The 15,453-nt window shown below is 65.1% G+C and carries 12 protein-coding genes; 9 read left to right on the top strand and 3 right to left on the bottom strand.

The window, feature by feature from the left end; genetic code table 11:
* Positions 1 to 73: 73 nt before the first annotated feature.
* Entirely contained in the window at positions 74 to 1,309 is a 1,236-nt protein-coding gene (locus FQ755_RS36380) for a DUF72 domain-containing protein (protein WP_144162944.1), read from the top strand.
* On the opposite strand, the gene msrA is transcribed toward FQ755_RS36380, so the two are convergent.
* Positions 1,306 to 1,854: a peptide-methionine (S)-S-oxide reductase MsrA gene (msrA, locus tag FQ755_RS36375; RefSeq protein WP_144162942.1), complete on the bottom strand. Its 549-nt coding sequence runs from the start codon at positions 1,852 to 1,854 to the stop codon at positions 1,306 to 1,308. The genes FQ755_RS36380 and msrA overlap by 4 nt on opposite strands.
* Positions 1,855 to 2,136: 282 nt before the next feature.
* Here msrA and FQ755_RS36370 point away from each other — a divergent pair, with 282 nt between their 5' ends.
* Positions 2,137 to 2,646 (top strand): flavin reductase family protein, encoded by a 510-nt coding sequence (locus FQ755_RS36370; protein WP_144162940.1) that lies wholly within the window; start codon positions 2,137 to 2,139, stop codon positions 2,644 to 2,646.
* A 32-nt stretch (positions 2,647 to 2,678) separates the two neighbouring features.
* On the opposite strand, the gene FQ755_RS36365 is transcribed toward FQ755_RS36370, so the two are convergent.
* Positions 2,679 to 3,194: an Lrp/AsnC family transcriptional regulator gene (locus FQ755_RS36365; protein ID WP_144162938.1), complete on the bottom strand. Its 516-nt coding sequence runs from the start codon at positions 3,192 to 3,194 to the stop codon at positions 2,679 to 2,681.
* A gap of 131 nt (positions 3,195 to 3,325) precedes the next feature.
* Between FQ755_RS36365 and kynB the strand changes: the two genes are divergently transcribed.
* From kynB to FQ755_RS36345, 4 genes are all read left to right on the top strand, one after another.
* Positions 3,326 to 3,979: an arylformamidase gene (gene kynB, locus FQ755_RS36360; RefSeq protein WP_144162936.1), complete on the top strand. Its 654-nt coding sequence runs from the start codon at positions 3,326 to 3,328 to the stop codon at positions 3,977 to 3,979.
* 30 nt (positions 3,980 to 4,009) lie between these two features.
* Positions 4,010 to 5,260, top strand: coding sequence for a kynureninase (gene kynU / locus FQ755_RS36355; protein ID WP_144162934.1), 1,251 nt, complete (start codon positions 4,010 to 4,012; stop codon positions 5,258 to 5,260).
* A 10-nt stretch (positions 5,261 to 5,270) separates the two neighbouring features.
* On the top strand, positions 5,271 to 6,248 hold the full coding sequence (gene kynA / locus FQ755_RS36350; RefSeq protein WP_144162932.1) for a tryptophan 2,3-dioxygenase: 978 nt from the start codon (positions 5,271 to 5,273) through the stop codon (positions 6,246 to 6,248).
* 306 nt (positions 6,249 to 6,554) lie between these two features.
* On the top strand, positions 6,555 to 9,812 hold the full coding sequence (locus FQ755_RS36345; protein WP_186308759.1) for an autotransporter domain-containing protein: 3,258 nt from the start codon (positions 6,555 to 6,557) through the stop codon (positions 9,810 to 9,812).
* A 41-nt stretch (positions 9,813 to 9,853) separates the two neighbouring features.
* Here FQ755_RS36345 and FQ755_RS36340 read toward each other — a convergent pair whose 3' ends face one another.
* Entirely contained in the window at positions 9,854 to 10,843 is a 990-nt protein-coding gene (locus FQ755_RS36340; RefSeq protein ID WP_144162928.1) for an AraC family transcriptional regulator, read from the bottom strand.
* Positions 10,844 to 11,293: 450 nt separating this feature from the next.
* Between FQ755_RS36340 and dalD the strand changes: the two genes are divergently transcribed.
* The 3 genes from dalD to FQ755_RS36325 all read left to right on the top strand — a co-directional run bounded on the left by dalD (position 11,294) and on the right by FQ755_RS36325 (position 15,371).
* A complete protein-coding gene (gene dalD / locus FQ755_RS36335) occupies positions 11,294 to 12,697 on the top strand; it encodes a D-arabinitol 4-dehydrogenase (protein ID WP_144162926.1) in 1,404 nt (467 codons plus the stop codon).
* Positions 12,698 to 12,875: 178 nt separating this feature from the next.
* The gene (xylB, locus tag FQ755_RS36330; protein ID WP_144162924.1) at positions 12,876 to 14,357 is read left to right on the top strand and encodes a xylulokinase; all 1,482 of its coding nucleotides are present in this window, start codon (positions 12,876 to 12,878) and stop codon (positions 14,355 to 14,357) included.
* A 66-nt stretch (positions 14,358 to 14,423) separates the two neighbouring features.
* Positions 14,424 to 15,371 (top strand): sugar-binding transcriptional regulator, encoded by a 948-nt coding sequence (locus tag FQ755_RS36325; protein WP_144162922.1) that lies wholly within the window; start codon positions 14,424 to 14,426, stop codon positions 15,369 to 15,371.
* Positions 15,372 to 15,453: the final 82 nt, after the last annotated feature.

Raw genomic sequence — 15,453 nt, 5'->3', positions numbered from 1 at the left:
TGCGGTTGCGCCGGAGCTGGACACCACCGCGCAACGGCTCCGGCGCAACTTTTGACAGCAAGAACAAGAAACGATGGATCAAGGCGGAGCGAGTGACTATCCGTTACTGACGGATAGGGCGGAAGACCAGCCGGAGCAATCGGAGCCTCCGGTTGCCGATGCAGGCCAGCTGGATCTGTTCGGTATGCCGGTGGAGGTAGTCGTTGCCAAAACGGCGCCGGCTTCCGCCAGCCATCCCGCCGCGACGCCCGCCGCCTCGCTTGCCACCGCCTCACCCGCCGCTGCGCCTCCCGCCAAAAAACGCCGCACCCGCGACGTCCTCGCCGCCGAACCGTCCGCCGAAGTCCTGGAGATCGCCCGCGCACTGCCGCCGCAGATTCACCTCGGCACCTCGACGTGGTCGTTTCCCGGCTGGAAAAACATCGTTTACGGCGACGACTACAGCAACAGCAAACTGTCGCGCGACGGTCTGACCGCTTACGGCGCGCATCCGCTGCTGCATACGGTTAGCATCGACCGTTCGTTTTATGCGCCGCTCACCGTCACGGATTATCTGCGTTACGCGCAGCAGGTGCCGGAGCACTTCCGCTTCATCGTCAAGGCGCCCGCGCTCGTCACCGACGCCACCGTGCGCGCGGAGCGCGGCGAACCGGTATCGCTCAACCCCTGCTTTCTGAACGCGCAACTCGCCGCGGACGAATTCGTGCAGCCCTGCCTCGACGGACTCGGCGCCAAAGCCGGCGCGCTGGTATTCCAGATTTCGCCGCTGCCGGATCAGATGCTGGCGGACCCGGCGGCCTTCATCGAGCGATTCGCTGAATTTCTTGAGGCGCTGCCGCGTCTGCCCGAGGGCACCTCGTATGCCGTCGAGATTCGCGACGCCTGCCTGCTGACGCCGCGCTTCATCCGCACGCTGAAAGCGGCGGGGGTGCGGTATTGCGTCGGGCTGCATGCGCGCATGCCCGACCCGCTGCGGCAAGCCGCGGCGCTTGCGCTGCTCGACGGTGAACCAGGCGGCGCGCTGATCGTGCGCTGGAGCCTGCACGGCGGTTTCAAGTACGAACAGGCGAAGGCGAAATACGATCCGTTCGATCGCCTCGTCGACGAAGATCCGACCACCCGCATGGCCTTAGCCGAACTGGCCGCGCGTTATGCCCTGGCCGGGCAGCCGGTGCTGATTGCGGTGAACAACAAGGCGGAAGGGTCGGCGCCGCTCAGCTGCATCAAGCTCGCGCGGGCGATTGTCGAAGCCTGCACGCGAATGAGAGACGAAGCGGCCGGCGGCGGCGAGGCGCTCAGCCCGGACTAGCCTGCCTTCACCCGATGGGCGAATTTCTGCCGGAATTTCGCCACCTTCGGCGCGACCACCACCGAGCAATAGCCCTGATCCGGATGCTGCGCGAAATAGTTCTGGTGATAGGCTTCGGCCGGCCAATAGTTGCCGTCGAGCGGCAACACCTGGGTGACGATCTGCCCGCTGTAGATACCTTCGGCCTCGATCTGGCGGATTGCCTGCAGCGCCGTCTCGCGCTGCGCTTCCGAGTGCGTAAAGATCACCGAACGGTATTGCGTGCCCACATCGTTGCCCTGCCGGTTAAGCTGCGTCGGATCGTGGATCGCAAAGAAAATATCCAGAATCTCGCGGTAGCTGATCGTCGCCGGATCGAATTCGAGCTTCACGACTTCAGCGTGGCCGGTGTCGCCGTCGCACACCTGTTCGTAGGACGGCCACTGCACGGTGCCGCCTGCGTAGCCGGACTCCACGGCGCTGACGCCCTCGACACTGAGAAACACAGCTTCTAGACACCAAAAACAGCCACCTCCGAGGGTGGCGACTTCAACGGTCTGACTCATGCTGCCTGCTCCTGATTGGATTGCTGCCCGTCTCCGCGCGGAATCACCCTGCCGGGCATGCCGCGCTGCCGCTCATTGCCGTCCACCGGCGGCTTCTATTCCTTCCATGCATGAAGCGGGCCATATTGAGCGCCCCGCCGGCAGCCGAGCTTCACGGCCAGTTGGTCTACGATTCCGTTAAAATTGGGATAAATCGCCGATTTTCTACATGACTTTCGATTCAATTTATTCCCTTCGTGCCCGTCACGCGGCGACCCGGCCGACCCAGCGGACCCGCGTCCGATGAAGCGCGCCAGCCCGCCCAATTTCGACCAGCTCGCCTTCAAGAAGGCGCTGGGCCAGTTCGCCACCGGCGTCACGGTGATCACTACGCGCGCGGCGTCCGGCCAGTTGATCGGCATTACGGCCAGCTCATTCAACTCGGTTTCGCTGACGCCGCCGCTCGTGCTGTGGAGCCTCGCCACCCGCTCGGCATCGATGCCGGCCTTTCAGACGAACAGTCACTACGTGGTCAATGTGCTGGCCGCCTCGCAGCTCGATCTGTGCAAGCGCTTTGCGACGGTGAAGGGTGACCGCTTCGAAGGGGTCTCACACGCGGCGGGCGATACCGGCATGCCGGTGCTCGACGGTGCATTAGCGTGGTTTGAGTGCCACAACCGCAGCCGCTACGAAGAGGGCGACCACGTCATTTTTGTAGGCGAAGTAGAGCGCTGCGGCGTGCGCGAGGATGCGCAAGCAATCGCGCCGCTGGTGTTCCAGAACGGGCAATTTCACGGGCTGAAGCCGCTGTAGGCGGCTTCAGGTCACCCCGGCGCTAGCCGCCGTCAGTCCCCGGCCGCCACACTGCCCCGCGCCACCGCCGTGGCCACCAGCGCCACTGGCACGCCCGAGTCTTCCTTGAGCGTCTGCAGCACGATGTTCGAGCGGATATCCATCACGCCTGGGGCCTTGTACAGCCGCTCCAGCACGAAATCCGAGTAGTGCTTGAGATTGTGCGCGAGCACCCGCAGCAGATAATGGGTCTCGCCGGTCACGACAAACGCGCCGACCACTTCCGGCCAGTCGCGCAACGCCTCCGCAAAGGTCTCGTGCCAGTTTTGCTGGTCGTTGCGCATGGACACCTGCACGAACGCCTCCAGCTCGAAACCCAGCACCTCGCGGTTCAGGCACGCCCGGTAGCGTTCGATCACACCCTGCTCTTCCAGCAGGCGCAGCCTGCGTAGACAGGCGGAAGGCGAGAGCGAAATGCGCTCCGCCAAATCCAGATTGCTGATCCTTCCTTCTTGCTGAAGCACCGTCAAGATACGGCAATCGGTGGCGTCGAGCGAGATCGCGTTCATATTCGGTCTCCCTTTCCTGTTTGTATCAAATTATGTTCCAAGAGAGACCAAAAAACGAGTTTTTTTCGCAAGCACATTTCACGGCGGCCCGCCTATCATTCCAGCTATACACCGGGAGATATGACGGAGACATGAAAACATTCTGGGATATCACCCCCGCCATCGACGCCGCCACGCCCGTCTGGCCGGGCGATACGCCAGTCGGCATCGAGCGCGTCTGGCGCATGGAAGCCGGCTCGCCGGTCAATGTTGCGCGGCTGACCCTGTCGCCGCACACTGGCGCCCATACGGACGCCCCGCTGCATTACGACGCCGGCGGCGCGGCCATCGGCGCGGTGCCGCTCGACGCATATCTCGGCCCATGCCGCGTGATTCACTGCATCGGCGCCGCGCCGCTCGTCACGCCCGAGCAGGTGGCGCACGCGCTGCAAGACTTGCCGCCGCGCGTATTGCTGCGCACCTACGAGCGGGCGCCCACGGCAGCGTGGGACAGCGCCTTCTGCGCGGTCGCGCCGCAGACAATCGACCTGCTCGCGGCGCACGGCGTCAAGCTGATCGGCATCGATACGCCGTCGCTCGATCCGCAGGACTCGAAGACGATGGACGCTCATCACCGCATCCGCGCTCACCGCATGGCGATTCTCGAAGGCATCGTGCTGGACGAAGTGGCCCCCGGCGATTACGAACTGATCGCGCTGCCGCTCAAGTTCGCCACGCTCGACGCGAGCCCCGTGCGCGCCGTGCTGCGCGCCCTGCCCGCCCAGCCCGCCGCCTGTGCCGACTGACCCATTTTGGATTTTTGACTCTGGACCATCATGAACAACCGTGACGAAGCCGTAGCGCTCGACCGCGCCGACCCGCTCGGCGCGCTGCGCGATCAGTTCGCGCTGCCGACCACCACTATTTATCTCGACGGCAACTCGCTCGGCGTGCCGCCGGCCGCGGCCGCGCAACGCGCCCAGACCGTGATTGCCGCCGAATGGGGCGAAGGGCTGATCCGCAGCTGGAACAGCGCCGGCTGGTTCGCGCTGCCGCGCCGCCTCGGCAACAAGCTCGCGCCGCTGATCGGCGCGGCGCACAACGAGGTAGTGGTCACCGATACGATTTCGATCAACCTGTTCAAGTTGCTCTCGGCCGCCCTGCGGCTGGCGAACGAGCGCGACCCAAAGCGGCGTGTGATCGTCTCCGAACGCTCGAATTTCCCCTCGGATCTATACATCGCCCAAGGGCTGATCGAGCAGCTCGATCGGGGCTACGAACTGCGCCTCGTCGACGATCCGTCCGAACTGCCGGCGGCCATCGGCGACGACACCGCGATCGCCATGATCACTCACGTCAATTACCGCACCGGTTACATGCACGACATGGCCGCGCTGACGAAGCTGATCCACGAAAAAGGCGCCCTGGCGCTGTGGGATCTGGCGCACTCGGCGGGCGCGGTGCCGGTGGATCTGAACGGCGTCGGCGCGGATTACGCGGTGGGCTGCACCTACAAGTATCTGAACGGCGGCCCGGGTTCGCCGGCCTTCGTGTGGGTGCCGCATCGCCATCAGAATGCTTTTACGCAGCCGTTGTCGGGATGGTGGGGACATCGCGCGCCGTTCGAAATGAATCCGCTCTACCGGCCCGACGACGGCGTCGGCCGCTTCCTGTGCGGCACCCAGCCGATGGTGTCGATGGCGCTGGTCGAATGCGGGCTCGACGTGTTCCTGCAAACCGATATGCAGGCGATTCGTCAGAAGTCCCTGGCACTTACCGATCTGTTCATCGAACTGGTCGAAACGCGCTGCGCAGAGTTTCCGCTCAAGCTCGTCACGCCGCGCGCGCACCCGCAGCGCGGCTCGCATGCCAGCTTCGAACATCCGCGCGGTTACGAGGTGATGCAGGCGCTAATCGCGCGGGGCGTGATCGGCGATTACCGCGAGCCGCACGTGTTGCGCTTCGGCTTTACGCCGCTGTACACGCGCTTTGTCGATGTGTGGGACGCCGTCCAAACCCTGCATGAGGTACTCGTCAACGAGACCTGGCGGGCGCCTGAATTTGCCGCTCGCGGCGCGGTGACCTGAGGAGCAGGCGATGACCGATCATATGCAGACGCCTGAGGTTCCGGGCTCGCAGGACGCACCCGGCAACGCGCCCGCGCAAGGCGGTTGCCCGTTTGGTCACGGCGCGGCGGCCGATAGTCGCGCGGCCGCGCACGCACCGCATGTCCCGCACGTGCCGCCCGCGGACGACGACGGCTGGCACAACGCCCAGCTCGATTTTTCAAAGTCGATGAGCTACGGCGATTATCTGTCGCTCGGCTCCATTCTGTCCGCGCAACATCCGCTTTCGCCGGACCACAACGAGATGCTGTTCATCATCCAGCATCAGACCAGCGAACTGTGGATGAAGCTCGCGCTCTACGAATTACGCGCGGCGCTCGCCGCCGTCCATCGGGACGAGTTGCCGTCCGCGTTCAAGATGCTCGCACGCGTCTCGCGCATCATGGAACAACTGGTGCAGGCGTGGAGCGTGCTGTCGACGATGACGCCGTCCGAGTACACGGCAATGCGTCCGTATCTGGGAAGCTCGTCCGGGTTTCAATCGCATCAGTATCGGCAGATCGAATTTCTGCTTGGCAACAAGAATGAGCTAATGCTCAAGCCGCATGCGCATCGGCCCGGGGTGCTGGCGGAAGTGAAAGCGACGCTGGAAGCGCCCTCGTTCTACGACGAAGTGATCCGCCTGCTGGCGCGGCGTGGCTTCGCGATCGCACCCGAGCGGCTCGCGCGCGACTGGACCCAGCCGACCACGCACGATGCATCGGTCGAGGCCGCGTGGCTCGAGGTCTACCGTAATCCGTCGCAGCATTGGGAGTTGTACGAGATGGCCGAAGAGCTGGTCGATCTCGAAGATGCGTTCCGGCAATGGCGCTTCCGGCACGTGACCACGGTCGAGCGGATCATTGGCTTCAAGCAGGGAACGGGCGGCACCAGTGGCGCGTCGTATCTGCGCAAGATGCTGGACGTAGTGCTGTTTCCGGAGTTGTGGCATGTGCGAACGGTGCTGTAGAACTTGAGCGCGTCAGCAACGGTCGGGGCTGCAGCGAGGGGCCGCGCACGGCTCCACATGCGGGGTTCCTCTCTCTGTAAACATGTGCAGATGTGTTCTCCGCAGTGCATCAACGGCAGTGACACGTGCTCATTCGTAATTTATAAAAATACATTGCACAACTGAACAATTTCGGTTTTGGATGTACTGGCCTCGCACATCTTTCCTTAACGCATAACATCACCTAACCTAGCTTGAAACAATGCTTCGTCGGGATCGCTTATGCGTGCACCGGAAATTCGGTTGTTCGGATACGCCATAGCGCCATTGCTCCGCGACACCGCGTCACAGGCTCAAAGCCTCTGCGTTGCAGAACTCGCCTTACTCATCCTGCTTTCGCTGGGTGCTGCCCGCGACGCGCAGGCGACCGACCTCACCAGTTCCACCACGGAATACATCCTGAGCGCCGGCGGCAATCCCTATACCGTGGTCTCCGGCGCCACCATCAATACCGTCGCCTCGGGCGAAGACGCCATCTACGGCAAAAGCACCAGCGGCTGGACTCTGACCAACAACGGCTCCGTCACCGGCGGGTTCTTCGCCGTTCAGTTCGGCAGCTCCTTTGCCACGGTCGTGAACAACGGCTCGTTCCTGAGCCCGAACGAAACCGCGCTGGCGCTGTTCTTCGGCGGCCAGGTGACCAACGCGGCGGGCGCCGTGATCGCCGCCAAGCTCGACGGTGTATATGCCGACAGCGATAACAGCCGCGTCGTCAACGCGGGCATGATCAACGGCGACGTGTTCGGTCTCGCGGACGATCAAAGCGGCGTTCATCTGCCGCTGGGCGGTAGCGTCGATAATCTGTACGGCGGCGTCATCCGCGGCTATACGTCAGGCATCCTTGCCGCTGCGGCAACCACCGTCATGAACGCGGGTGTCATCGGTTCCACAAGTGGACCGGCGATCGATCTGACGACCGCCACGGGGACCACCGGCAGCGTGGTCGTCAATAGCGGCACCATCGACGGCGGCGGCGGAATCGCCATTCAGTTCGGCCCGAACGACGACACCTTGCAGATCACCGGAACCTCGCTCATCGATGGCATCGTCGACGGCGGTTCGCACAGCGCGACAGGCGCGAATACGCTGATTCTCGGCGGCAGCGCGCCCGGCACATTCGATCTGTCGTCGCTCGGGGCGAATGCCCAGTACCGCAATTTCAATGCTTTGCTCAAGCAGGATACGAGTGTCTGGACGCTAACCGGCGCGAACACGGCGCCGCAGGACTGGCAGATCTCCGGCGGCACGCTCATGGTGACGGGACAGTTGACAGGCAGCATTGCTGCCGCGCCTGGCGCCACAGGCGTTGAGGTCGGGGTTGGCCAAAGCGGCGCGATTCGGGCCGCCACCGGCAGCGCGGTTTCAGTAGGCGACGGCAGCCTCGTCACCAACGGCGGCACGCTTGCGAACAGCGCGAGCGGTGCGCCCGCCGTTGACGCGCAGGGCGCGGGCGTCGGCGTGACGAACTCGGGCTCGATTGCCGCCTCGGGCGCGCATGCAGCGGGGGTATCGATCACCGCGTCCAGTGGCGCCGCAAGCCTCGTCAACCAGCAAGGCGCGACCATTGCCAGCAACGAGGGGGTTGCGGTCGCGGCGGGGTCGAACGTTTCGTTCAGCAATGCCGGCACGTTGACGGGCAATAGCATCGCCGTGAGCTTCACCGGCTCGAATGATCTTTTGACGCTCGGCACCGGCAGCGTCGTCAGTGGCGATCTGAGCGGCGGCAACAGCGCCGGCAATGCGCTGGTCCTGCAAGGCGCGGGCACGCTGTCGAGTCATGTCTACGGCTTCCCTACCCTGACGATGAACGGCGCCGCGTGGACACTTGCTGGCAATGCGGAAATCGGCGGCGCCACGCTGCTCAATACCGGCACATTGCAACTGGACAGCACGATGACAAGTCCAGTGGTCACGCTGGCGCCGGCGGCCACGCTCAGCGGTACGGGGACAGTGCGCGGCGCGCTGGCGGTCCAGGGCCAAATCACGCCCGGCGACGCCACCCCGCCCGCCGCCGCCCCGGTGAATGTATATGCGCCGACGCCGTTGCCGCTATCAATCGGCACGCTCGGCGTCGCTGGCCGTTATACGCAAAGCGCTGCAAGCAGCTATGTCGTGGAGGTATCGCCGAATGGCAACGACCTGATCGCGATCTTGGGTACAGCAGCGCTGCAGGGTGGAACCGTCATCGCAAGGCTGCGCGCTGCCTCGTTTTCGCCCAGCGACACGTATCGCATCCTGTCGGCGTCGACAGGCGTGACAGGGAGCTTCGCGTCAGTCGAGACGCTCAATCCGTTCGTGCAGCCGTCGCTGGTCTACGACGCCGACGATGTCTACTTGCAGGTCAACCGGAGCTTTCAGAATGCCGGCGGCACACCCAATCAGATCGCGGTCGAAACGGCGCTCGATCACGGCGTCGCGGGAATCGCCAATCATGCGCCGCCGACTGTCGACTTCCTGACGCTCGCCGCCGATCTGGTGAGCCTCGAGGGATCCGCCGCCTACGCCGCACTCAACCAGTTAAGCGCCGAAGCCTACGCCGCGCTGCCGAACGCGCACTTCGCCGCCGCGCAAACCGACATCAGCGCGATAGACGCACGACTCGACGAAACCCACGCTGGCCGCACCTGCGCACAAGACGCCAGCAGCGGCCTGAACCGCGCGCAAGACGGCCTCTCCCGCAGCGGCGACGCCCGCGTATGTTCGTGGGCGGCAGTCCTCGGCGACACCGCGAGAATCGGCGGCTACGATACCTGGCTCTCCCAACAGATCGACCTGGCGGGCGCGATCGCGGGCGTCGATTACCGCGCGGCTCCGACGCTGACGCTCGGCGGCGCGCTCGCCTATCTGCACGGCAACACTTCCACCGACTCGCTGCCCGCGCACGGCCAGTTCGACAGCTATCAGGCCATGCTCTACGGCAGCTACGCGCCCGGCCTCTACTGGATCGACACGACGCTCGGCTTCGCGCGCAACGACGACCAGATGAAACGCAGCATTCTGTTCACCGACCCGACGCGCACCGCCCAGGGCAACACAGACGGCAGTCAGTATTTTGCGTCGCTGCGCGCGGGGCTCGATCTCCCTGCGGGCGCAGTGGGCGTGCTCACGCCGTTCGCAGCGCTGGAAGCACAAGATGTCGAACTGCCTGGACTGAGCGAGGCCGGTGCGGGCGCGGCGGATCTGGTGTTGCCGGGCACATCGGCCAGTTCGGTGCGGACCCTGCTCGGCACGCAATGGCGCAAGGCCGTGAATTGGGCGGGACGGCAATGGGACTTCGAAGCGTCGGCCGCGTGGGCCCATGCCTACGGTGCCCTCACGCGCGCGGTCGACGCGAGCTTTGCGGGCGCATCGGCAAGCAGTTTCGTCGTCCACGGCAGCGGCGCGGCTCGCGACGCCGCGCAAATCGCCTTGAGCGCGAGCCTCGCGTTCGGACAGCATGCGCACGCGTTTTTGCGTTGCAACGGCGAATTCGGCTCGCACGACAATGCGTTAGCGGGCGCACTCGGATTCAGCTATCTCTGGTGACACGCAGCCTTTATCGCATGAAGCGAAACGCTCGCCCGTCTCTACGCCGCTGGATGGCTCGCGCTCACGCCCGTTCGCTCGCGGCTGCGAACCTGTGCGGCCGGCACGATCGACGGGGCGTTCTCGACGCCGGCGCCGCTCATCGCCTCGTCGCAGACATCGCGACTCGCCTCGTTCAACTGCTGATAGCGGCGAAATTTCGAGGGCGCCATGCCCTTGGCAACCCGAAACTGCCGGTTGAAGTTGGACAGATTATTGAAGCCCACCTTGTAGCAGATATCGGTCACGCTCAAGGCGTCATCCATCAGCAACTGGCAGGCAAGATTGATGCGCATGCGGTTCACGTACTGCACGAACGGCATGCCGGTATGACGGCGAAAATAACGCGAAAACGCGCTGACGCTCTGACCCGCGAGCTGGGCAAGATCCGACTCGCGCAACTCCGAAGCCAGATTCTTGCCGATATACGACAGTGCGTGATTGATGCGCGTCGCCGCGAATCCGCCGGGATCCGCCTGATACGCCGGACTCGCCAGCAATTCGCAATCCTCAGCATTCACCAGCAGTTCGAGCATCGACATGAACAGCATCAGGCGCCGCAAGCCGCGCGCCGTGAGCAACTCCATGAAGAGCGGCCGCAGCGCCGCACTGGTCTGCGCGCCGAACAGCACGCCGCGCCGCGCCGCGGCCAGCAACGCCTCCACCTGACGCCACTCCGGAAAACTCTCCATGCAGTGCGTGACGAACTCCTGACCGAACTGCAGGATCAGATTGCGTTGCTCGACGGTTTCGCCGGCGGGCACGTCGCTCACCCAGTTGTGCGGCAGGTTCGGCCCCAGCAGCACCAGATTGCCGGGCGCGAAACTGCTGATGTGATCGCCGACGAACATCTTGCCGGTGGTGGCCACGATCAGATGAAGTTCGTACTCGGGATGAAAATGCCAGCGCACCGTGCGGTACGGATAGCCGTGGTACCACGCCTTGAACGATTCGTCGCGGCGCACGGCCACGAGTTCGAGATCGGGTTGCACGTGTCTTCCTCCATTGAAGCGTCGCGGTATGGCGCGGCCTGTCTGGCGCGCCGCCCGGCTTCGGTTTGTATACCGGAAATTAGACCTCAAACCGCTTTGACGCCACTCAATATGGAACGGCAGACCGATACTTTTTTGCATCGGGATTAGCCCGCGCACTTCGCGGCCGATGTTTGATGCGATGCAGCAGCACCGCAAAGTCCCTCCGGTCAAGGTTGCGAACGCGTCAGGCCCCTTCTGCAAGGCTTGCCACGCGGCGCTGCGCCACAGATTGCCGCGTCTGCCGCCTTGACTTTCGATTCGCCGCAGACGATCATTCGCTCACATGCAGAGCAAATGCTCCAGATCAGAAAACGCACGCTAAAGACCGTGCACAAAATGTTGCCACGAAGTGGCATGGGACCGGAGTAAGCGCTAAAGCGCGAACTCCGGTCGACATAGGAGACGCACATGAGCACCCAGAGCGGCGTCGCGGACGCACACGTGATCCTGCACATCGGCGCAGGATCGTTTCATCGCGCCCATCAGGCGTGGTATCTGCACCGGTTGAACGAATTGCGCAAGGAAGGCGAGCCGCGCTGGTCGCTCACCGTCGGCAATATTCGTGGCGACATGAATCCGGTGCTCGAAGGGCTGGCCGCGCAAGAGGGTGTGTATACCCTCGAAACCGTCACGCCCGCCGGCGAGCGCGAGTATGAGACGGTGCGTTCGATCGAACGCGTGGTGCCGTGGTCCGCGAGTCTCGACGGGCTGATCGAAGCCGGCGCCGATCCGGCCTGCAAGATCATCGCCTTCACGGTGACGGAAGGCGGCTATTACCTCGACGAACACGACCGGCTCGACACCGCCAACCCCGACCTCGCGTCCGACCTGAAAGGCGGCCGCACCACCATCTACGGCGCGCTGGCGGCGATTCTCGAAGCACGCATGCAGCGCAACGCCGGTCCGGTCACGCTGCAAAGCTGCGACAACCTGCGCAGTAACGGCGAACGTTTTCACGCCGGCATGAGCGAGTTTCTGGAGCGCAGCGGCTCCACCGCGCTGCGCGCGTGGTTCGACGCCAACACGAGCTCGCCGAGTTCGATGGTCGACCGCATCACGCCGCGGCCCACGCCCGACGTGCGCGAGCGCGTGCTCGCCGCCACCGGTTTTGACGACGCCGTGCCGGTGATGGGCGAGGCGTTCATCCAGTGGGTGATCGAAGATCATTTCCGCGCCGGACGTCCCGAGTGGGAGCGCGTGGGCGCGGAACTGGTCGATTCGGTGGTGCCGTATGAGGAAGCCAAGATCCGCATCCTCAACGCCACGCATAGCTGCATCGCGTGGGCGGGGACGCTGGTTGGGCTGAACTACATCCACGAAGGCACGCTCGACCCCGAAATCCGCCAGTTCGCCTACGACTACGTGACCGAGGACGTGATCCCCTGTCTCACGCCGAGCCCGCTGGATCTGGCGCGTTACCGCGACGTCGTGCTCGACCGCTTCAGCAATCCGCACATTCAGGACACGAACCAGCGGGTCGCCGCCGACGGCTTCTCGAAGATCCCCGGCTTCATCGCGCCGACGCTCGCCGAGTGCTTCGCGCGCGGCGTCGAACCCGCGGCCACCGCCATGCTGCCCGCGCTGTTCTTCCGCTTTCTCGACCGCTGGCAGGCCGGCAAGCTGCCGTATGCGTATCAGGACGGTGTGATGGACGAGCGCGTCGCGCGTGCTTTCTTCGCCGCCCCGGATCCGTTGCAGGCCTTCTGCGCCGACCGCCTGCTGTGGGGCAGCATGGCGCAAACGCCGCCTCTCGAGAAGGCGCTGCGCGGCGCGCTGGCCCGCGTCGACGCCTGGCTCGCCACGCGCGGCTAAGGCGCGAGCTTAGCCGGTTAGTTTTCCCCTGGGGGTTTGGGGGGGCGCCCACCGCGTCTCCAGGCCCCCGCCCTTTCATGCCGCTGCGTTTCGCCCCGAGGCCAGGTCTAACGCCCATGGCATCGCTAGCCATGTACGGCTAAAGTAGCGCATCCCCAACGACGAAGGTTCCGCGCCCATGTATCTCGGCATCGACCTCGGCACGTCCGAAGTGAAAGTCCTGCTGCTCGCGGCCACCGGCCGCGTGATCGGCACGGCAGGTTCTCCGTTCACCGTTTCGCGCCCGCATCAGCGCTGGGCCGAACAGAATCCCTCCGATTGGTGGGACGGCACCCGCAAGGCCCTGTTCGCCCTGCGCGCAAAGCATCCCGACGAGTTCGCGCAGGTGCGCGGCATCGGCCTGTCCGGCCAGATGCACGGCGCGGTGCTGCTCGATGCGCAAGACCGCGTGCTGCGGCCGGCGATCCTGTGGAACGACATGCGCAGCGTCGAGGAATGCGCCGAGCTGAGCGGGCGCGCGCCCGAATTGCACGAGATTGCCGGCAACCTGGCGATGCCCGGTTTCACCGCGCCCAAGCTGTTGTGGGTGGCGCGCCACGAGCCGGAGATTTTCCGCCAGACGGCCTGCGTGCTGCTGCCAAAGGATTATCTGCGCCTGCAGCTGACCGGCGAGAAGGTCTCCGATCCCTCGGACGCGGCCGGCACGCTGTGGCTCGACGTCGCCAAACGCGACTGGTCCGACACGCTGCTGGCTGCCTGCGACATGAGCCGCGCGCAGATGCCGCGTCTGTGCGAAGGCAGCGAATCGTCGGGCGTCCTGCGCGCGGACATCGCTCGCGAGTTCGGCTTGAGCGAAGGCGTGGTCGTCGCGGCGGGCGGCGGCGACAATGCGACCAGCGCCATCGGCATCGGCGCGACCCAGCCGGGCGACGGCTTCGTCTCGCTCGGCACCTCGGGCGTGCTGTGCGTCGTGGGCGACAGTTTCCGGCCGAATCCCGCCTCCGCCGTGCACGCCTTCTGTCACGCGATTCCGGACCGCTGGCATCAGATGAGCGTGGTGCTGTCGGCGGCCAGTTGCCTGCGCTGGGTCTGCAAGCTCACCTCGACCGACGAGCCCACCCTGCTGGCCGAAATCGAAGCCCTCGCGCCCGATGCGCTGGCAAGCGCACCGTACTTTCTGCCATATCTGTCCGGCGAACGCACGCCGCACAACGACCCGTATGCACAAGGCGTGTTTTTCGGCATGAACCACGCCACCGATCGCGCGCTACTCGGCTACGCGGTGCTCGAAGGCGTCACCTTCGCGCTCACCGACGGCCTCGACGCCCTGCGCGCGGCCGGCACCGAAGCGAGCGCGCTGTCGCTGCTGGGCGGCGGCGCGCGCAGCAACTACTGGGCGCAATTGCTGGCCGACGCGCTCAACACCACCACCCGCAAGCACGGCGGCGGCGAAACCGGCGCGGCGCTCGGCGCGGCTCGCCTCGGCTGGCTGGCGGCCGGCGGCGATCCGGCGCAGGTGCTGAGCAAACCGCCGGTAGAAATCGAATTCACCCCAAACCCCGCCCGCCACGCCGCCTTGCGCGTGCGGCTGGACGGCTTCCGGGCGCTGTACCGGCACGTGCGGCCGTTGTTCGACCCGTCGCGCGAGCGGCTGGCTTAGACGTTCATGCCGGCATCAGCAGACTGAGAGCCTGCTTTCACCGGCGCAAACCACAAGAAGCCCATCGTGCCCAAGTCCAACGAAAAACTCGACCTCGCCACCCGCGCCGCGTGGCTCTACTACGTCGCCGGCAATACGCAGAACGAGATCGCCGAGAAGCTGCAGGTGTCGCGGCCGGTCGCGCAACGGCTGGTCGCCTTCGCCGTCGAGAAGAACCTGATCCGGGTGCGGGTGGACCATCAGCTCGCCGATTGCCTCGCGCTCGCCGAGGAATTGTCGAAGCGCTATGACCTGTCGATGTGCGAAGTCGTGCCGGTCGATAGCGATACGCCCGAGGAAATCGACCGCAAGCTGGCGGTCGCCGGCGCGCAGGTCATGGAACGGTATCTCAACGAAGAGAGGCCGATGGTGGTCGCCGTGGGCAGCGGCCGGACCCTGAAAGCGGCGGTCGATCAGATCGCCCAACTGGAGCGTCCGCAGCACCGGCTGGTGTCGATGGTAGGGGCGATCGCCCAGGACGGCTCCTCGAACCGCTACGACGTCGCGCTGCACATTTCGGAGAAGACGGGCGGCAAGCATTTTCTGTTGCCCGCGCCCCTGCTCGCCGATAGCGAAGCCGAACGCGCGCAATGGTGCAATCACCGCCTGTACCGCATCGTCGAATCGCTGACGAGTGAGGCGGACGTCGCTTTTGTGGGGATCGGCAATGTCGGCCCGCACTGTCCGTTGCACGAGGACGGCTTTATCACCGCGGCGGAAGTAAAAGAACTGGTGCAGCACAAGGCGGTGGCCGAGATGCTCGGCTTGCCGATCGACGCCTCGGGCGCGCACGTCGAATCGTCGACGGGACAGCGCGTCACCAGCGTGGCGCTGGATTCGCCGCCGCGACGCCCGACGATCGGCTTCGCCGGCGGCGAGCGCAAGCGCGATGCGGTGATTGCGGTGCTGAAGGGGGGATGGCTGTCGGGGCTGGTCACCGACGAGCGGGTGGCACGCGCGGCGCTGGAAGCGTGAACACAACGGGCGGGGATGTCGTTGGGTCCCGCTCCGGGACCGGCGGCGAAGTGAGCGCTGCGCACGGACCGGGGCGCAACTA

This window comes from Paraburkholderia sp. BCC1885 (assembly GCF_900996235.1).
GTDB lineage: Bacteria > Pseudomonadota > Gammaproteobacteria > Burkholderiales > Burkholderiaceae > Paraburkholderia.
This window is presented reverse-complemented; position numbering and strand designations above follow the sequence as displayed.